The sequence below is a fragment of the Prevotella sp. 10(H) genome (assembly GCF_000711235.1).
Taxonomy (GTDB): Bacteria; Bacteroidota; Bacteroidia; order Bacteroidales; family Dysgonomonadaceae; genus Dysgonomonas.
This window is the reverse complement of the sequence record NZ_JOMI01000009.1, coordinates 128,805-147,060: the sequence shown is the minus strand read 5'-3', so window position 1 is coordinate 147,060 and position 18,256 is coordinate 128,805. Positions and strand designations below refer to the sequence as shown.

16 protein-coding genes and 2 tRNA genes are annotated in these 18,256 nt (G+C 38.2%); 3 read left to right on the top strand and 15 right to left on the bottom strand.

The window, feature by feature from the left end; translation table 11 throughout:
• Nucleotides 1-2: 2 nt before the first annotated feature.
• The 15 genes from K348_RS0116100 to K348_RS0116025 all read right to left on the bottom strand — a co-directional run bounded on the left by K348_RS0116100 (nucleotide 3) and on the right by K348_RS0116025 (nucleotide 13,764).
• A complete protein-coding gene (locus K348_RS0116100) occupies nucleotides 3-1,247 on the bottom strand; it encodes an efflux RND transporter periplasmic adaptor subunit (RefSeq protein ID WP_029906567.1) in 1,245 nt (414 codons plus the stop codon).
• A 284-nt stretch (nucleotides 1,248-1,531) separates the two neighbouring features.
• A tRNA-Gly gene (locus K348_RS0116095) sits at nucleotides 1,532-1,604 on the bottom strand.
• A gap of 6 nt (nucleotides 1,605-1,610) precedes the next feature.
• Nucleotides 1,611-1,696, bottom strand: a tRNA-Tyr gene (locus K348_RS0116090).
• 35 nt (nucleotides 1,697-1,731) lie between these two features.
• The gene (gene ribH / locus K348_RS0116085) at nucleotides 1,732-2,229 is read right to left on the bottom strand and encodes a 6,7-dimethyl-8-ribityllumazine synthase (RefSeq protein ID WP_029906565.1); all 498 of its coding nucleotides are present in this window, start codon (nucleotides 2,227-2,229) and stop codon (nucleotides 1,732-1,734) included.
• Between the two features lie 70 nt (nucleotides 2,230-2,299).
• Nucleotides 2,300-2,857 carry a hypothetical protein gene (locus K348_RS0116080; RefSeq protein WP_029906563.1) on the bottom strand — a complete coding sequence of 186 codons (558 nt, stop codon included), beginning with the start codon at nucleotides 2,855-2,857 and terminating at the stop codon, nucleotides 2,300-2,302.
• 11 nt (nucleotides 2,858-2,868) lie between these two features.
• Nucleotides 2,869-3,732 (bottom strand): deoxyribose-phosphate aldolase, encoded by an 864-nt coding sequence (deoC, locus tag K348_RS0116075; RefSeq protein WP_029906561.1) that lies wholly within the window; start codon nucleotides 3,730-3,732, stop codon nucleotides 2,869-2,871.
• A gap of 3 nt (nucleotides 3,733-3,735) precedes the next feature.
• Complete coding sequence (locus K348_RS0116070) at nucleotides 3,736-4,062, bottom strand: nucleotide pyrophosphohydrolase (RefSeq protein ID WP_029906559.1); 327 nt, start codon at nucleotides 4,060-4,062, stop codon at nucleotides 3,736-3,738.
• Nucleotides 4,062-4,514, bottom strand: coding sequence for a D-aminoacyl-tRNA deacylase (dtd, locus tag K348_RS0116065; RefSeq protein WP_029906558.1), 453 nt, complete (start codon nucleotides 4,512-4,514; stop codon nucleotides 4,062-4,064). The genes K348_RS0116070 and dtd overlap by 1 nt, the downstream gene beginning before the upstream one ends.
• A 368-nt stretch (nucleotides 4,515-4,882) precedes the next feature.
• On the bottom strand, nucleotides 4,883-5,479 hold the full coding sequence (locus tag K348_RS0116055) for an HdeD family acid-resistance protein (RefSeq protein ID WP_029906556.1): 597 nt from the start codon (nucleotides 5,477-5,479) through the stop codon (nucleotides 4,883-4,885).
• Nucleotides 5,480-5,686: 207 nt separating this feature from the next.
• Nucleotides 5,687-6,751 (bottom strand): acyltransferase, encoded by a 1,065-nt coding sequence (locus tag K348_RS0116050; protein ID WP_029906554.1) that lies wholly within the window; start codon nucleotides 6,749-6,751, stop codon nucleotides 5,687-5,689.
• A 41-nt stretch (nucleotides 6,752-6,792) separates the two neighbouring features.
• Nucleotides 6,793-8,592, bottom strand: a complete 1,800-nt coding sequence (gene uvrC, locus K348_RS0116045) for an excinuclease ABC subunit UvrC (RefSeq protein ID WP_029906552.1) — start codon at nucleotides 8,590-8,592, stop codon at nucleotides 6,793-6,795.
• Nucleotides 8,593-9,144: an adenine phosphoribosyltransferase gene (locus K348_RS0116040; RefSeq protein ID WP_029906550.1), complete on the bottom strand. Its 552-nt coding sequence runs from the start codon at nucleotides 9,142-9,144 to the stop codon at nucleotides 8,593-8,595.
• Between the two features lie 72 nt (nucleotides 9,145-9,216).
• Nucleotides 9,217-11,091: a tRNA uridine-5-carboxymethylaminomethyl(34) synthesis enzyme MnmG gene (gene mnmG / locus K348_RS0116035; protein WP_029906533.1), complete on the bottom strand. Its 1,875-nt coding sequence runs from the start codon at nucleotides 11,089-11,091 to the stop codon at nucleotides 9,217-9,219.
• Nucleotides 11,092-11,134: 43 nt separating this feature from the next.
• On the bottom strand, nucleotides 11,135-11,872 hold the full coding sequence (locus K348_RS0116030) for a copper homeostasis protein CutC (RefSeq protein WP_029906531.1): 738 nt from the start codon (nucleotides 11,870-11,872) through the stop codon (nucleotides 11,135-11,137).
• A 65-nt stretch (nucleotides 11,873-11,937) separates the two neighbouring features.
• Nucleotides 11,938-13,764 (bottom strand): YgiQ family radical SAM protein, encoded by a 1,827-nt coding sequence (locus K348_RS0116025; RefSeq protein WP_029906529.1) that lies wholly within the window; start codon nucleotides 13,762-13,764, stop codon nucleotides 11,938-11,940.
• A gap of 130 nt (nucleotides 13,765-13,894) precedes the next feature.
• Here K348_RS0116025 and K348_RS0116020 point away from each other — a divergent pair, with 130 nt between their 5' ends.
• From K348_RS0116020 to K348_RS0116010, 3 genes are all read left to right on the top strand, one after another.
• Nucleotides 13,895-14,623: a helix-turn-helix domain-containing protein gene (locus K348_RS0116020; RefSeq protein ID WP_029906527.1), complete on the top strand. Its 729-nt coding sequence runs from the start codon at nucleotides 13,895-13,897 to the stop codon at nucleotides 14,621-14,623.
• 146 nt (nucleotides 14,624-14,769) lie between these two features.
• Nucleotides 14,770-15,756, top strand: a complete 987-nt coding sequence (locus K348_RS0116015; protein ID WP_051697955.1) for a 4Fe-4S binding protein — start codon at nucleotides 14,770-14,772, stop codon at nucleotides 15,754-15,756.
• A gap of 114 nt (nucleotides 15,757-15,870) precedes the next feature.
• Complete coding sequence (locus K348_RS0116010; RefSeq protein WP_029906515.1) at nucleotides 15,871-18,174, top strand: BamA/TamA family outer membrane protein; 2,304 nt, start codon at nucleotides 15,871-15,873, stop codon at nucleotides 18,172-18,174.
• Nucleotides 18,175-18,256: the final 82 nt, after the last annotated feature.

The following is an 18,256-nucleotide window of genomic DNA, read 5'->3' as shown; positions in this document are numbered from 1 at the left end:
GATTATTTTATTTTCAGTGTTTTTTTGCCTTTATATTCACTCATATCGGAGATGATGACCTTCTCTCCCACTCCGAGTCCGTTTAATACTTCCACATATTCGAAGCTGCTTTCTCCCAACTTTACTTTACGGTTTTCGGCCTCTCCGTCTTTTACTATCCAGAGATCATATTCTCCCGCCCCGATGTAATAAGAGCCGTTAGGTATACGTAGCGCATCTTCCTGTATGCCATGCGACACGTAAACGTCCGTTTTCAGGCCGCTTCTGAGTCGCGGGTGTCCGGCTTCTTTCAGCATAACGGTAAATGTGATGACTCCATTCTTAACGGAAGGAGTAATATTTACCACTGTTCCTTCGAGCTGAAGTTGTCCGATTTTAATTATTGCTTTTGCACCTGAGCTGAGTTTCTCTGCATAGCTGTCGGCAATATCCGCTTCCACTTTGAAATGGCTTAAATCGGACACAATTGCTATCTGTGTACCGGCCGATACCTGGAAACCTATCTGGTTATTCACAAATGTCAGCGTAGCTTTCTGTGGCGAGAGGATACGAGCATCTTTCAGCAGGCGCGCGCTTTCGGCGAGTGATTTTTCAAAAATGCTGAGTTCCAGTTCCTGAACTTTTGTTTCGGCAGTTGCTGTTTTCTTCTGGTTTTCGATTTGTTGTTTAAGTTGCTGAAGTTCCAGCTTGGCAACTTCATAATTGAGTGCTGCCTGACGTACTTTATCTGCTGTACTCGCTCCTATGCTGTCCAGATATTGCTCGTTCTTCAGTTCGGTCTGCATTTGTCTCAGGTTCATTTCTTTTACCTGCATCTGCATCTGCATTTCCGATATTTTATTATCGAGTGTGATTTGAGACTGGATAAGCTTACTCTTCTTCATCTCCTTTTCATCCAGTTTCTGCTTATAATCGGTTTCTACAGAAGCTAGTTCCAGTTTCAGAATTGGTTCACCTGCATCTACCGAATCGCCTGCATTCTTATAGACTTCCAATATACGGCTGTTGATCGGGGAAACTATTATTTCTTCTGACAGTGGTATAACCCTGCCCGATGCATTGACGGTTATTTCCAAAGTTCCTCTGTCTACTGTTCCTACGGAAATACTTTTCAGTGAAAGCGATCCTTCAAGCATATTGATGAGGAAAATGATAATAATTACAACTGCTACGAAAATGCCTCCGTATTTCAATATTTGTTTTCGCCTTTCTTTTCGTTGTACGCTCAATGGTATCTCTCTATCCATTCGTCGGTGTGTTTAGTGTTTACTATTTGTTATCAATCGATATGCCGTTTTGGTAACTGTTTATTATTCAGTGTATATATTGTTTTTAGAGTGTCCGTTTTCGGACAGAGATGTCCGAAATGATGAAGTTAAGTATAAGAATAATTAAGCAAAGGTTGATTCAATCTCTTGTGGGCAGATGAGGCTTATGAAATAGGATAGAGGAATACCACTTATTAGCGGCTAGTTAACAAGGAATGTAAAAATAAGAAGCGGCTACATTTCTGTAATCGCTTCTTCATCAGAGCGGAAGACGGGGCTCAAACCCGCGACCCTCAGCTTGGAAGGCTAATGCTCTATCAACTGAGCTACTTCCGCAAAGTATGGTGGGCAGTGAAGGATTCGAACCTCCGAAGACGTAAGTCAGCTGAGTTACAGTCAGCCCCAGTTGGCCACTTTGGTAACTGCCCTTGCATAATTGCGAATGCAAAGGTAATATATTTATTTATTCTTCCAAATTTCTGCGATAAAAATCTATCATTTTTAGTGCTGTAACCGCGCATTCATCCCCCTTATTGCCATGACGGCCTCCGGCACGATCTTCGGCTTGTTGCATGGTATCGGTAGTTAAAAGTCCGAAGATAAACGGGATATCGTAACGGATGTTCATATCTGCAATGCCTTGCGTTACTCCGCTACATACATAGTCGAAATGCGGAGTATCGCCTCTTACTACACAGCCGAGGGAAATCACTGCATCCACTTCTTTGTGTTCCACTATATGTTTCGAACCGAAAATAAGTTCGAAGCTTCCGGGAACAAAGTCTATAATGATATTTTCTTCCTTTACACCATGTTTTATAAGCGTTTTAAGTGTGCCTTCGAGTAGGGAAGAGGTTACTGCCTCATTCCACTCCGAAACGACGATTCCTACTCTCATATCTTCTCCGTTCGGAACTTTTTCGGGATCGTATGACGATAAATTGTGATAAGCTGTTGCCATATTATTGTTTTTTTATTTATTGATAAAGATATTCAATATTGATGATATATAATTATAAAATGGTTAGATACTAATTTTTGGATATAAATATTCTATTTACGATTTTGCCTATTTTTCTTATTTCAGTTATTGGAATGCAGTCTCGAGATAACAAAATATCATTATTATCCATTTCGAAAATGATACTGCTTACTTCTTTTTTGCATATTTCCTCTCTTAGCAATGAAGCATCATTCAACTTATCTTCAAAAGAATAATATATTTTCAGCTTGTTATATCTAATTTCTTTTCTATTATCCTTAAATAATTTATAATCAAAATAATGTTCTAAGGATTCTTTATTTATGATAAAGATTTCTCTTCCGTATCTATTCCAAAGATATAGTCTCAATAAATATGATGATACTCCCCAAAATATTAATAATGAAATAAAATACCCAAAAACTAAAGACTCATCATCTGCAATGATGAATGACATAATTAATAATGGCAGCAAATATCCTATTATAGCAGTAATTAATAACAGATTAAGAACTATTTTATTTTTACTTTTACCATAAATTTCCAAACGAACAGAACTGTTTATTCTTATTTTGTAGAATTGGTTATTTTCTTCCAATATGTTCATTTACAGGTAATTTATTTTATACTTTCTAATAAATTGTCCGCTAATCTGCTTGCCCCAATCCTGAAATACTCATTATTCAGATAATCCTTCCCTAAGACCTCTTGTACAATTGTGTAATATTTAACAGCCTCTTCGGTAGTAGAAATACCGCCGGAAGCTTTGAATCCGGCTTTACGGCCTGTCTTTGCTTCATATTCTTTTATTGCCGTACACATAATATATGCAGCTTCGAGTGTAGCGCCTTCATAACCTTTTCCGGTCGATGTCTTGATGAAGTCAGCACCGGAATAAAGAGCTAGGAGAGAAGCTTTCATTATATCTTTAGCTGACTTTAGTGCTCCCGTTTCCAGTATTACTTTAAGCTTTGCATCACGGCAGGCATGCTTTATTTCATCGAGTTCTTCGGCCAGTTCTTCGTAGTTTTCATCCAGATAGAATCCGAGATTGAGAACAGTATCTATTTCGTCCGCTCCACTTGCCACAGCAAGGGCTGTTTCGGCTATTTTCACTTCTGTAAAGGTCTGCGAAGAGGGAAATCCGCCTGCAACGGATGCAATCTTCACATCGGCAGTCAGTGCATCTTTTACTGTTTCCACAAAGTTTGGAAATACACAAATCGCCGCTACATTGGGAATATCTGATGCGCCGTCCTGTTCGTTTACTTTTTCGGCTAGTTTCCAGATATCCTCTCTTGTATCAGTAGTATTCAGTGATGTAAGGTCGATGCACGAATAGATCCTTTTATAAACTTCTTTATTATTATTCTGAGCAAATTTTTTACTGATAATTTCATTCACTTTATCGGTGATATCAGCGTTTTTAAGGTCTGTTTTATACTTTTTGAGCGTGTCTGTATATTTGTTTATTTCTGCCATGATTTATTTTAATTTTTCGTTATTCTTATGTCTGTTTTTATCTCTGTTTGTTTTCTTTTCCAGATTCTTTCTGAATGCTTCGGTGAGGTCTATGCCCGTCTGGTTAGCAAGGCATATAAGAACCCATAGCACATCGGCCATTTCATCTCCGAGGTCTTTTGCCAGATCCGATTTTTTAAATGACTGGTCACCATATGTACGCGCCATAATACGTGCCAGTTCACCTACTTCTTCGGTAAGGATAGCCATATTGGTGAGTTCGCTGAAGTAACGGACACCGATCGTTTTTATCCAATTGTCAACTTCTTTCTGAGCTTCTTCTATTGTCATCATTCTTTTACTTTAGAGTCCATCCATATTGTTACGGGCCCGTCATTTATCAATTCTACCTGCATATGAGCGCCGAATTCACCTGTTCCTATATCTTTGCCTAGTTTAGCCCTTAAAGTGTCGCAAAAGGCTTCGTAAAGCGGAATAGCCGTATCCGGCTTAGATGCGCGGATATATGAAGGACGATTTCCTTTCTTTGTAGAAGCGTGCAAAGTAAACTGTGAGACTAGTAAAATATCTGCATTTCCATCCATTGCCGAAAGATTCATTACCCCTTCTTTATCATCGAAGATGCGAAGACTCACTATTTTATTACTGAGCCACTCTATGTCGTCCTTGGCATCGCTGTCTTCTATCCCAATCAGGATAAGCATTCCGGCTCCTATTTGAGATTTGATTTTGTCGTCTATTGTAACCGACGCCTGAGATACGCGCTGGATTAATACTCTCATTTTTCAGTAATATTTTTACAGATTGAACCTAAAAGGTAACAAAGGTAACGAAAATCAATTAGCAAATTAGTAAATATGAAAATTTGACAATTTCGCAAAGCGATAAATACAATTCATCATTTCTTATTGCTTTACATTAGTTAACTATAATCTGTTAAAAGGTAACAAAAGTAACAGATTTTACTGTGTAAACATTTATAAATATTTACAGGCAGGAAATGTATTAGATATTGTATTTCAGAGAACTACATCGATGCCTGCGATGCAGCATCTACATTATATTGATAAATTTTTTACGGATATTTATAAAGAAAAAGCTGTATATTATATTAAAATATACAGCTTATAACTTAAGTATTCCGGTGAAATTATTCTCTGTTCATTTTCTCTATTTCGTCCATATCGTTATGTAGAGATTTTAATTTTACTCCTAAATAAATGCGGAATATTCCATATGCTATAAATGAAATACTAATCAACGCAATTATAAATCCTGTAGTAAAAGCAGGACTTAGAATAAAAACAAATGACATGATTACTCCCAATATGGCAAGTGCCATCAGCCATCCCCAGCCTTTTACTCCGTTTCGTTGCAGTTCCGCCGAAGTTCCTATTGCCCAGATAGACTGGAACATAACCCAAAATCCTACAAAGTATACCAGTACTAAAGCAATAACTTCGACCGGCATTGCTATAAGTATAATACCAAAAACCAAATCGATAATACCACTGGCGAGTGTCCATCCCCATGCTTTAAGGACTTTTTTGTTTGATATTGCAAAAGCGATTTCGAAAATACCGCTGACAAAAAATGCAACTGCAAAAACCATAGTCAATGCGACCAAAGTACTGAGCGGTGTAATCAGACACCAAATTCCGAGGCCTACAGCCAATAACCCGATAAGTATCGAAACCCACCAGTATTTTACGGCCTGTTTTGCCGAATAAAATAGATCATTCTTCATAATTCTATAGTTAATTATATTATATATTTTGTGAATTTTCAACTAATTATATATTAACGCTTTTCTTCTTTAAAGAGTTCGTTAAATTTATTAGCTGCTCTTTTGAAAACGGGATTTTATAAAAACTATAGATATAATCAAATAGGCTTATTTACTGTTCAGCAAATAAATGATAGAGGGTATATATTTAATAATTAGATAATTATATTAAATAATCCATTTGTTGAGTACAGGAATTTTCCTGATTATCAACACAACGCCTAAAGAACACAAGTACACGAAAAGTGCAAGTAAAGGAACAGATATTATTGCCGGAAAAGTACCGGTATTTATATTCAACAGACCTAACAGTATATTAAAGAAATCATGAACAAGATATATTCCAAGGCTGCAGTTTGCAAACAAAGTTATATACTTGTTATTCTGATACTTCTGTAATCCTTTGCTATTACTTATCACATTTTTTGCAAGTACAAAAACAAAAAATGCAAGAATCATAGTATGAGGCCCCATATTTTCAAAGAATTGTGTACTTGCATAACCTTGTAATCCCAAATAAGTAGAAGTTCCCAGCATATACAATAATGTAAGGATGCCGGCGGCATATAAGATCCTCTTTTGCAGAGTACTAAGATCATATTTAGCGAAGAAGTAACCTGCTATAAAATATCCGGTATACGAGTAAAGTTCATATATGCCGAAGCTAATGTGCACATTATAAGCAGCATTGATTTTAGGAATTACCGAACCGAAAACAAAATATAGAATCAAAAAATAGAAATAATGCTTTTTTTCGGCATTGGCAGTAAAGATGCGGATGAGTGGAGCGAGAAAATATATAGCGATAATGGCATACATAAACCAGAGGTGGTGCCACGGTGTGCCGAAAATAATTTCGGTATAAATTCTGTGCCAATCATCCATTGTTACTTCTTTGATATTCAGTATCATCGATGTAAGAGGAGAGAGGGTTCTATACAAGATGCTCCAGAAGACAAGTGCACAGATAAGTCGGGGTAATGATTTGGTATACAGCTTTTTAAAAGACAGATTATAATTTGGGTCGAGTACTATAATCCCACTGAGCATGAAGAATACAGGTATGCACCATCTCAGCATTGTCATATATGTATTGAGTACAAACCATTCCGAGGTTCCGACGGTTGAGTACCATCTTACTCCACATACATGAATTATAAAAACTGCATAAATTGTTAATGTTCTGAGTATGTCGGCGTATAATATGCGGTCTTTGGTCAGTTTATCTGTCATATTTCAAAAGATAAATTACTATGACAAAGTTAAGAAAATATTTAACTGTTTTTATCTTCGAAATACTTCCTGATTAAGGCAGTCTTATGTTTACCTACAATTTTTTCTACTTCTTCATCACTTGCCAGTTTTATTCTTTTCACACTCCGGAATTCTTTCAGAAGAAGGCGCTTCGTTTCATCCCCGATTCCTTTGATATTGTCCAGTTCCGATTTAACCTGACTTTTACTTCTTTGATTACGGTGAAAAGTGATTCCGAATCTATGTGCTTCATCTCTAAGGTGTTGAAGAACTTTCAAAGATTCAGAGTTTTTATCCAGATAGAGCGGAATAGAATCTTCAGGATAATATATTTCTTCAAGGCGTTTAGCGATGCCGACTATTGCCACTTTTCCATAAATACCAAGAATTTTCAATGATTCGCAAGCTGCACTCAACTGGCCTTTTCCCCCATCGATTACAATAAGTTGGGGTAGGGGAGTTTCTTCATCCATCATCCTTTTGTAGCGGCGATATACTACTTCGCGCATGGTGGAAAAATCATCCGGGCCCTCTACCGTTTTCACATTAAAATGGCGGTAGTCTTTTTTCGAAGGCTTTCCCATTTTGAAGACTACACAAGCCGATACGGGGTTGGTTCCCTGTATGTTAGAGTTATCAAAACATTCGATATGTGTTGGTAACTCTTTGAGGTTTAAGTCTTTTTGAATCTCTTTAAGTATTCTTACGCTTCTTTGTTCAGGGTTTAGGCTTTCTGCTTTTTTTATTTTATCTATTTTGTATTGCCTTACATTTTGCGTAGAAAGAATTAATAACTTTTTTTTATCACCCCGCTGAGGAATTACAAATTCTACGCCCTCGAGGGCCATGTCCGGATAGAATGGTACTACTATCTCTTTGGCTTTTGAGCCGAAACGTTCTCTAACTTCCAGTATACCAAGGCCTAGTAATTCTTCTTTTGCTTCATCCAGTCGCTTGCGGTATTCGAATGTATAGGCCTGAATGATTGCCCCGTTGTGGACATTGAGGTAATTTATGTATGCAGCATTTTCATCTTCATCATAGCTATAGACATCTATGTTATATTTAATACTGCTGACTACTGTCGATTTATTTTTGAAGTTCTCGATAAGTAGATATTTTTCTTTCAACCTGTTTGCTTCTTCGAATTGTTGCTGCTCGGCAAGTTCCAGCATTTTTGCATAGATGTCGTCACTTACCAGATTTGTGTTTCCTTTAAGGATTTCTTTTATAGAGTCTACATTTTTTATATAATCCTCAGTAGCTTGCAATCCTACGCATGGACCGAGACATCTTTTTATATGATATTCCAGACATACCTTATATTTCCCTTCTGCTATTTTTTCCGGTGTAAGATTTAGGGAACAGGTACGTATAGGAAATAATTTATGTATAAACTCCAACAATGTTTTCACACTGGGCACATTTGAGTATGGGCCGAAATATTGTGACTTGTCTTTCAGTATCTTACGTGTCAGTTCTACTCTTGGATAATATTCGTTGCGGATGACAATGGATGGGTAGGACTTGTCGTCTTTCAGCATTACGTTGTATCGCGGCTGAAATTCTTTTATCAGATTATTTTCTAATAATAGGGTGTCGGCTTCGGTATCTACAATAATATATTTTATATCCCTGATCTTACTAACAAGAATTCTTGTCTTTGGGCTGTCATGCCTCTTGGTAAAATATTGACCTACTCTTTTTTTCAGATTCTTTGCCTTACCAACGTATATAATAACGCCCTTGTCATCATAATATTGATAACAACCCGGTTTTTCAGGAATGTTCTGTATAATATTTTTTAAATAATCATTCATTTAAACTGAAAATTGAATAAGCGCTTTAATATCCACATCTTTAGGGAATAATGCACGTCCTTTTAAATCTTCCAATTCAATAATAAAGTTAACATAAATATTTTTGACTCCCATCTTTTTAACAAGATTGTATGCAGCAAACATCGTGCCACCGGTAGCGAGTAAATCATCATGTATCAGTACAATATCATCTTTTGATAGAGCATCTTTATGAATTTGAATTTTGTCAGTTCCGTATTCTTTTTCGTATTCTTCTTCAAATACTTCAGCAGGAAGTTTTCCGGGCTTCCTTATAGGAACAAATCCGGCTCCTAATTCTAACGCCATTATCGGCCCCATTATAAATCCGCGAGATTCTATACCGACTACTTTTGTTATTCCTTTATTTGTATATTCTTCTAGGAGCACATCGGTTAAGGTAGATAATGATTCTTTTTTATTAAAGAGTGGTGTGACATCTTTAAACTGAATGCCGGGAATTGGAAAATCCGGTATATTTCTCACGGTATTTTTTAGAAATAATAATTTTTCTTCTTTTGTTAATGGTTTCATTTCGTATTATTTTTTTGTTCCACGTGAAACAATTCTTGTTTTTCGTTTTGTTCCACGTGAAACATGGTGGGTTTATCTTCCTAAAAGTACTAAAAGAATTGAGATATCATTGGGCGAAACGCCCGGTATTCTGCTCGCTTGGGCGATTGTTTCGGGGTTTATTTTTGCTAATTTCTGGCGTGCTTCTGTTGATAAAGATAAGATATTCTCATAATCAAATTTGTCTTTAATCCTAATATTTTCCAACCTTGATATCTTATCGGCTATCAATTGTTCACGTTTTATATAGCCGTCATATTTGATTTTTATCTCGCATGCCTCAATGATTTCATCTTTTCTGTTCGGAATTTTATCTAGCTCGGCCTTGAATGCTGGCACTAATTCTGCAATCTTTTCGATGGTGATTTGTGGCCTTGTTATCACATCTTTTAGCTTCATTCCATGCTTTAGCGGGGGTGTTCCGAGCTGTTCTAATCCGTTGTTTATATACTCCGGTTTCAGAGAATAATTGCTTGCGAACTGAATAATCCGTGCTATTTCTTCCTTTTTTTGCTCCAATAAATCGATGCGTTGTTGTTTTGCAAGTCCTATTTTACACGCTTTTTCTGTGAGCCGCATATCTGCATCATCCTGTCGAAGTAGGATCCTGTATTCAGCTCGCGAAGTAAACATGCGGTATGGTTCATCTACTCCTTTTGTTACAAGATCATCGATTAATACACCTATGTAGGCTTCGTCTCTTTTAAGGATAAATTCCTCGCCACCATGTGTTTTTATATGTGCATTTATACCTGCAATCAGGCCTTGTCCACCTGCTTCTTCGTATCCTGTAGTGCCATTTATCTGCCCTGCAAAGAATAAATTATCAATAAGTTTTGTCTCCAGCGTATGCTTTAATTGAGTAGGATCGAAAAAGTCATATTCAATAGCATATCCCGGCCTGTAAATATGTATATTTTTAAATGCCGGAATTCTTTGTAATGCTTTTATTTGGGTGTGTAGTGGGAGAGAAGAAGAGAACCCGTTCAGGTAATATTCCTGCGTATTTTCTCCTTCAGGTTCAAGGAATAATTGATGTGAATTTTTCTCTGCAAATGTTACTACTTTTGTTTCTATGCTTGGACAATAACGCGGTCCAATGCTTTTTATTTGACCGTTGTATAATGGAGAATCATCCAATCTATCACGTAATGTAGTATGTACTTCTTCATTCGTATATGTAATCCAGCAACTCAATTGTTTCAATGGGCGCGGCTGAAAATCGAGATATGAAAATTTATGAAAATCGTTATCTCCTTTTTGTTCTTCCATCAGGCTGAAATCAACACTTCTCCCGTCTATTCTTGCAGGAGTTCCTGTTTTCATTCTATCTGTTGCAAAGCCAAATTCTTTTAATTGTTCGGTGATTCCAAAGGATGAAGGCTCGGAAACACGTCCACCTTCAATCTGTGTTTTGCCTATGTGCATCAGCCCATTCAGGAAGGTCCCGTTAGTCAGAACGACCGATTTAGCCGAGAATTTCACACCCATAGCTGTCTTTACTCCGGTCACTGTTTTATTCTCTATAACAAGTGAAGTAACGGTATCCTGCCAGACAAACAAGCTGTCGGTATTCTCGATGATTTCGCGCCACTTCACTATGAATTTCGCGCGGTCACTCTGTGCGCGTGGGCTCCACATTGCCGGGCCTTTCGATTTGTTGAGCATGCGAAACTGTATGGCAGTAGTATCGGTAACAATTCCCATTTGACCGCCTAAAGCGTCTATTTCACGCACTATCTGGCCTTTTGCGATTCCACCTACAGCAGGGTTGCAGCTCATCTGGGCAATCTTATTCATGTCCATTGTTATCAGTAGGGTCTTCGATCCCATATTGGCGGCTGCTGCCGCTGCTTCACAACCGGCATGTCCTGCTCCGACAACAATTACATCATACTTGAAATTCATTTTTATATAGGAAAATTAATTAAAGAACAAAGTTAGTATTTTATTATATCTTATTGGCGTTGCCTAGTGCGAGTCTTATTTTTTCCGGGTCACTCTGTAAAGTGGAATATTCTTCATCTTGATTAATAAAGACTGGAGACTTATATTTCATACCTCCTGTATATCTGCTTCGAAACGATCCGTGAAACTCTTTAAGTCCTGTAGCGTTTACCAGTTCCGAAATATTAATTTCTGTAATACCTCCACCCGGCATAATTATAATACGGTCGTCGGCTTGTCCGATCAATTGGCGTAATATCTCTTTTCCTTCAAGTGCTGTTTGCATACCTCCTGATGTAAGGATACGATCACAGCCGAGTTCAATAATATCTTCAAGGGAATCGAATAAGTCGGCACATCTGTCAAAAGCCCGATGAAAAGTTACCGACATGCCATATTCTTTAGCAATATCTACTAATTCTTTATTTCTCTTTTTATCGATGGAACCGTCGGGGTTCAGTATGCCGAATACAACACCATCGCATTCTAGATTTCCACAACACATTATGTCCCGTTTCATGATTTCGAACTCCAAATCACTGTAGAGGAAGTCGCCTTCACGTGGTCTTATTAGTATATTTAATTGTATATCAATATGTTGTCTTACTGCTTCTATCTGCGAATATGACGGGGTAGTGCCTCCTTCGCTCAGATTGTCGCAAAGTTCTACTCTTATTGCCCCTCCTTTTTGAGCATTGATGGCCGATTGTGCCGAATTGGCGCATACTTCTAAGGTAATCATAAGTTTAACTATTTGATATATAATGAATTATATTATTTCTAAATATAACTTGTATTGATAACCGATTAATATACAGACAGTTTTTTTAATAAATCATCTCTTTTCAGCCTTTTTAGCGATTTTATTATCTGTGGCCTGTAATTTCTGTCGTACCAAAAGAAATATTGACGTTGAGCCAATTTCTGTTCTTTGGTCCTTGCTGTATATACTTTTTCAAGTGTATAAGGATGGTAACCGGTATAATATATTTCCGTCGCCACAGTCATAGGGGAGGGGGTAAAATCCTGAATCTGTTCCAACTTAAATCCCATCGGTTTTGTTTCGGCTGCCAACTCGGCCATATCTATTTCTGTACATGCCGGATGCGATGAAATGAAATAGGGGATAAGTTGTTGTTTCATTCCGCTTTCCGCATTGATTTTATCGAATATTTTTTTGAAAGTATGAAATTGCTGAAAACTTGGCTTACGCATACAATTGAGAACTTTATCCGATGTATGTTCCGGAGCAACTTTTAGCCTGCCTGAAACATGGTTCAATATTAGTTCTTTTGTATATTGATTGGATATTTTGTTCAGCTTTTCATCGTCATTTCTGTGCAGTAGCATATCGTAACGCACTCCACTTCCTATAAAAGATTTTTTTATTTTAGGTAAGGAATCAACTGCTTTATAAATATCCAATAGAAAAGAATGATCAACATTCAGGTTCTTACAAATCTTCGGATGAATACAGGAAGGGCGCTTGCACTTTTCGCAAATCCGCTCATCTTTTCCTTTCATCTTGTACATATTGGCAGAAGGACCTCCCAGGTCACTCAGATATCCCTTGAAATCCGGCATATCTGCGATTTGCTTTACTTCTTTCAATATAGAATCTTTAGAACGTGAAGCTATAAATTTCCCCTGATGAGCCGATATCGTACAAAAGGCGCATCCTCCGAAGCATCCGCGGTGCATATTTACCGAAAACTTTATCATCTCGAAAGCGGGTATGGTTTTACCCTTATATTTCGGATGCGGAAGCCGGGTATATGGCAAATCGAAAGAGGCGTCTATTTCTTTTTCGGACATTGGTGGATACGGCGGATTTATTACTACTGCCTTTCCATCGCACATCTGTATAATGCGGGATGCATGCATCATATTCGACTGTTCTTCTACAATACGAAAATTCTTCGCCTGCTTCATTTTATCGCTTAAACATTCTTCGTGGGAAGACAGATATATGTCTTGTATGCCTTTTTGCTGTTTTAAAGCCTTTCCTTCGCTTAAATATGCTGTTTGTGGTATGTCTGTCAGTTCGCGGAAAGATCCTCCGTTTTTGAGCTCTAAAACGATCCTTTTCAGCGGGCTTTCTCCCATACCGTAAACAAGCAGATCGGCTTTAGAGTCGATAAGTATCGATTTATGAAGTTTATCATCCCAGTAATCGTAGTGTGTAACCCTTCTCAGGGAAGCTTCGATACCTCCCAAAAGTATGGGAACATCCGGGAATAAATTTTTCAATATATTTGAATAAACTACAGATGCCCTATCCGGACGCATCCCCGCTTTTCCATCGGGTGTATATGCATCATCTGACCGTAGTCGCTTATTTGCCGTATAGTGATTTATCATCGAATCCATTGCTCCTCCTGTTACCCCGAAGAAAAGGCGAGGTTTTCCCAATTTCTTGAAATCGCGCAGGTCGTCGCGCCAGTTAGGTTGGGGAACAATAGCTACTTTCAACCCCTGGGCTTCCAGTATTCTTCCTATAACTGCAGCCCCGAATGAGGGATGGTCTACGTAAGCGTCACCCGAAAAAAGGATGACGTCGAGTTGATCCCAACCTCTGAGTTCCACCTCTTTTTTGGTGGTCGGTTGCCAGTCTGTAAGGCGGTATTCTTTCATAATCAGCCACAAAGGTATTGCTTTTCCCTGATTAATACAGCAGCCCGCGTATATTCTTAACTTTTTTAGATATTGTTGAACATTTCATCGTATCTTTATTTTTTCAATTAAGAATTGTATAAAGCACGTCATGTATAACGAATTTCGGCCCAATCCGCTTCTTAGTCCTTATATAGAAACATATTGGACTTTGTTTTCCTTTCTGGAACATGAAATGGAGTACCGCGTATTACCGGACGGGTGTGTAGATATCATTTTCTCCCTTTTCAAGCCGGATAGCCCTTATATTGTAGGAACAATGACTACTTTTCTGAACATTCAGAATGTAGGGGAAGTAAAATTAGTGGGCGTGCGTTTTCGTCCGGGAGGGATTACCGCCTTTACCCGTGTTTCTGTAGATAACTTTACAGATGTGCATACCGATCTTTTTTCTACCGAATCGATATTAGACAAATCGTTTTATGAAAGCCTGCCGGAAAATTGTAGTATTGACAACAACATCGTTTCATATATGGACGACTACTTCCTTCATAAGTTATCGCGTTTTTACATCCCGGATAAACGAATTGATTATGCCGTTTCATTAATTGAAAAATGTAAGGGGAACATTTCTATTCCTCTTATAGCTGAAAAATCGTGCCTGAGTAAACGGCAGCTTGAACGCCGGTTTTTAAACAATATAGGTGTTTCGCCAAAAGCTTTCAGCCGTATTGTGAAATTCAAAAGTACTGTGCAATTTTTGAAAGCTACTTCCAGTCAGAGCCTTTTCGAAACAGCTGTCGACTGTGGTTATTACGATCATGCCCACTTGGCAAAAGAATTCAAGAGGCTTTCGGGATATTCTCCTTCCGAGTTCTGAAATGTCGTTTTCTTGCAGCAAAATTCAAAATAAATAAAAGGAATAGTGATAGGGAATTTTAAGAATTTCCTTTATTTATCCACTCTTTATTGAATATTTTCTAATTTTGAATTTCTTCATAGCTGCTTTTAGAGAATAATGATATTATGAAAAAGTTCAAATTATTAATAGTACTCCTCGTTTTCTTTTATTCAATCGCCGTTATTTTATGGCTGGCTCTCGATGAAATCTTTTATTTATATAATTTCATCATCATCGGTACATCAGTTGGCCTAGGTGTAGGTCTTTGGCCTGTTTTCTCGAAAAAGAACAAATATATAGCGAGACTGATATCCCAGTTTTTAGTGGGAGGTTATATGTTTTTCGGATTGGGCTGTGGGTTTATTTACATTATATTCGGGCATATAATGCCTGAAAATATGCAGATCGAGGGCTTTTGGTTTTGGCTATTGTCCGGAATGTTTATGGCCGGGGTCATCCATTATGCAATAGCGAAGATTATCGGGCCGTTGATTTTCAACCGCGCCTGGTGTGGCTGGGCGTGCTGGACTGCAGCTGTATTGGATGTCTTGCCATGGAAATACAATAAGCAAAAAAGATCGGAAAAACTTTGGAAAGTAAGATATGTATACTTTTTTCTCACTACAGCTATTGTGTTTATATTGTTTTTTGCTTTTGATTATGATCTGAGCGATACAGTTGTCAGATTGGAAATAGGGGAAACTGCAACTTTCCCCGGAGTGATGAGCGCTATGGTTCAAATACCTGAGTTGTGGTGGTTTTTGGGAGGAAATCTGTTATATTATTCTATCGGAATTATACTGGCTGTGGCATTAAAAGATAACAGGGCATTTTGTAAATATATTTGCCCAGTATCGGTCATTATGAAAGTGACTTCCGGTTTTGCTCTGTTGAAAGTGGATAAGACAGAAAAAGACTGTATCGACTGCAAAATTTGTGAAAAACGCTGCCCTATGGAAGTGAAGATTCTGAATTACATAAAATCGGATAAAAGGGTTTCATCAACTGAATGTATTTTGTGTCAAAGTTGTATCAGTAATTGCCCGAAAGATGTATTGAGAATATCGTTTTCATTATCAGATAAGTCCACCCTGAGGGGTCAAGGCAAGTAAATTGCTGTTGGTGAATTATCATTCCAAAAGCAGGACTGAAATAAATTATTCAAAAAATCCGTTTATCATAAGTTAACGAAAACATTATATATTTGTGAAACGTTAATATTCTTGATGAAAAAGATTACACTCATATCCCTGATCTTAATCCTTGCGGCATGTAACACTACAAAAAACATTCCGGAAGGACAATATCTTTTAGATGATATTAAAATAAAGCACGACACAAAGAATGCAACTTCCGACCTGAAAGACTTTGTTCGTCAGCAACCGAATTCAAGTGTTCCACTACTGGGAAAAGTTCGTCTGGGTATATACAATATGGCCGGACAAGACACCAGTAAATGGATTAACCGCACAGTTCGAAAACTAGGGCAGGCACCGGTAATATACAGTGCAACACAAACTGCGATATCAGAGAATCAGCTGAAGAAAGAACTGAATAATCAGGGTTATCTGAATGCTGAAGTAGACACTACATTGGAAATAAAAGACAAAAAGATTAAAGTTACATATACTATAGATGGCGGCATCCCTTACCTTATCCGTGACTATAAGTATGATATCACCACCGATACTACGATGAAACGTATTATGGGGCTTATACCGTTCGAGCCCATTCTCAAAAAGGGCGATATGTTCGACATGTCTATGCTGGAAGAAGAGCGCCTGAGAATAAACAATATAATGCGAAATGTAGGTTTTTCAACATTTTCTAAAGAGTATGTATACTTCAAAGCCGATACTACCCTCAATTCTCATCAGGTAGATTTGTATATGGACATATATCCCCCTAAAGACAGTTTGCGGTATCCTAGGTACAAGATAAATAAAGTAACCGTTGTTTCCGGAATTAATTCTATAAATATCGACCGGAATCAGGACGGACAGATGAATACAAACAGGTGGTTTTTCAGAAATGCCGACACTACCCAATATCGTGATCTGACTATTGTACGTGGACGGAACAAGTTCCTGCGTAATTCCAGTATAGCCCGTAATAATTATCTGAAGAAAGGAGGCTATTATTCCGACTATAATATTACACGGACATACGAAGCATATAGCAAGATGGCCGCAATCAAACAGGTAAATATAGCAACCAGTCCCTCACCGGAAGACAGTACAAAGTTGCTGGATGCTACAATAATATTACTGCCGGCCAATGCTCACTGGTTCAAGGCCGGACTGGACGGAACAAACTCAGCCGGAGATATCGGTGTGGCTCCGAGTATTTCCTATCAGCACCAAAATCTGTTTAATGGCGGTGAACAGTTGAGTATAAGGCTTAAAGGGGCATATGAATTTATTGCAGGCAGTAAAAGTACTGATTTACTAAACTCAAATTATTACGAGTACGGTATAGAAACAAGCCTGACTTTTCCTCAGTTTCTTTTCCCTTGGCTCAAAAAGAGCTGGAGAGAACAGCCTTTGGCTACTACACGATTTACTCTGGGATTGAACAACCAGCACCGATCCGAATATACACGCCAGTTTTTTAATATGGGTGTAGCTTACGGATGGAATTCGAAGAGAAACAGGCTGAGCCATTCACTCGACCTGCTAGATATAAACTATATCCGCATGCCGTGGGTATCCGATTATTTCCGTCAAAATTACCTCGATTCGACGAATAATGTTGTACTACGTGAAAGTTACAGTGATAAACTGGTTGCCCGTACTGCATATACAATTACATATGTAAACGGACGACGTCTTACTTCTCTCTATCCTACATTCACACTGAGAGGATCGGTTGAAGTTGCCGGAGCATTGCCTCGGTTGGCAACCACAATAGGCAAAGCTAGTGAAAACGAACTGGGAGAAAAGAAAATACTCGGTGTTGCCTATGCCGAATATGTAAAAGGCAGTATCGATTATGCCCGCACTTTTTATTTCTCGAAAAGGCATTCTCTCGCATATCATATGGGATTGGGTTTGGCACATCCATATGGCAATTCATCAGTTCTTCCTTTCGAAAGGCGATTTTTCTCCGGAGGAGCAAACAGCGTCAGGGGCTGGAGCACCCGCTCACTCGGTCCGGGTGCCTATAAGCGCTTGGGTAGTGGTGACTTTGTAAATCAGGCGGGAGATATGAAACTGGAATTCAATATTGAAAACAGGTTGAAGCTTTCCGATTTGTTTGAATTCGCCCAATTTATCGATGCCGGTAATATATGGACACTGAAAAATTACGAGGAACAGCCGGGCGGACAATTCAAATTCCGTTCATTCTATAAAGAACTTGGAGTATCATATGGTATAGGATTGCGTCTCGATCTTAATTTCCTGTTGCTTCGCTTCGATACGGGTATGAAAGCATACGACCCGGGAAGAGATCAGTCTAAGCGTTTTATCCTGTTTAAACCAAGGCTGAATAACATGGCTTTCCATTTTGGTATCGGCTATCCTTTCTGATCCGTATTTTCTTCCTTTTCTCCGGTAAATTCCGGTGTTTGTTTTTGTCAACTGTCTGGCAGTAGGAAATCCATTCCGGGTA

Coding starts and splice junctions, on each gene's coding strand:
- K348_RS0116080 (WP_029906563.1), bottom strand. CDS start 2,857: ATGAACATATTGGAAGAAAATAACCAATTCTACAAAATAAGAATAAAC.
- K348_RS0116070 (WP_029906559.1), bottom strand. CDS start 4,062: ATGACAATAGAAGAAGCTCAGAAAGAAGTTGACAATTGGATAAAAACG.
- K348_RS0116015 (WP_051697955.1), top strand. CDS start 14,770: ATGAAAAAGTTCAAATTATTAATAGTACTCCTCGTTTTCTTTTATTCA.
- K348_RS0116100 (WP_029906567.1), bottom strand. CDS start 1,247: ATGGATAGAGAGATACCATTGAGCGTACAACGAAAAGAAAGGCGAAAA.
- K348_RS0116055 (WP_029906556.1), bottom strand. CDS start 5,479: ATGAAGAATGATCTATTTTATTCGGCAAAACAGGCCGTAAAATACTGG.
- mnmG (WP_029906533.1), bottom strand. CDS start 11,091: ATGAATTTCAAGTATGATGTAATTGTTGTCGGAGCAGGACATGCCGGT.
- uvrC (WP_029906552.1), bottom strand. CDS start 8,592: ATGAATGATTATTTAAAAAATATTATACAGAACATTCCTGAAAAACCG.
- dtd (WP_029906558.1), bottom strand. CDS start 4,514: ATGAGAGTATTAATCCAGCGCGTATCTCAGGCGTCGGTTACAATAGAC.
- ribH (WP_029906565.1), bottom strand. CDS start 2,229: ATGGCAACAGCTTATCACAATTTATCGTCATACGATCCCGAAAAAGTT.
- K348_RS0116020 (WP_029906527.1), top strand. CDS start 13,895: ATGTATAACGAATTTCGGCCCAATCCGCTTCTTAGTCCTTATATAGAA.
- K348_RS0116030 (WP_029906531.1), bottom strand. CDS start 11,872: ATGATTACCTTAGAAGTATGCGCCAATTCGGCACAATCGGCCATCAAT.
- deoC (WP_029906561.1), bottom strand. CDS start 3,732: ATGGCAGAAATAAACAAATATACAGACACGCTCAAAAAGTATAAAACA.
- K348_RS0116050 (WP_029906554.1), bottom strand. CDS start 6,751: ATGACAGATAAACTGACCAAAGACCGCATATTATACGCCGACATACTC.
- K348_RS0116040 (WP_029906550.1), bottom strand. CDS start 9,144: ATGAAACCATTAACAAAAGAAGAAAAATTATTATTTCTAAAAAATACC.
- K348_RS0116025 (WP_029906529.1), bottom strand. CDS start 13,764: ATGAAAGAATACCGCCTTACAGACTGGCAACCGACCACCAAAAAAGAG.
- K348_RS0116010 (WP_029906515.1), top strand. CDS start 15,871: ATGAAAAAGATTACACTCATATCCCTGATCTTAATCCTTGCGGCATGT.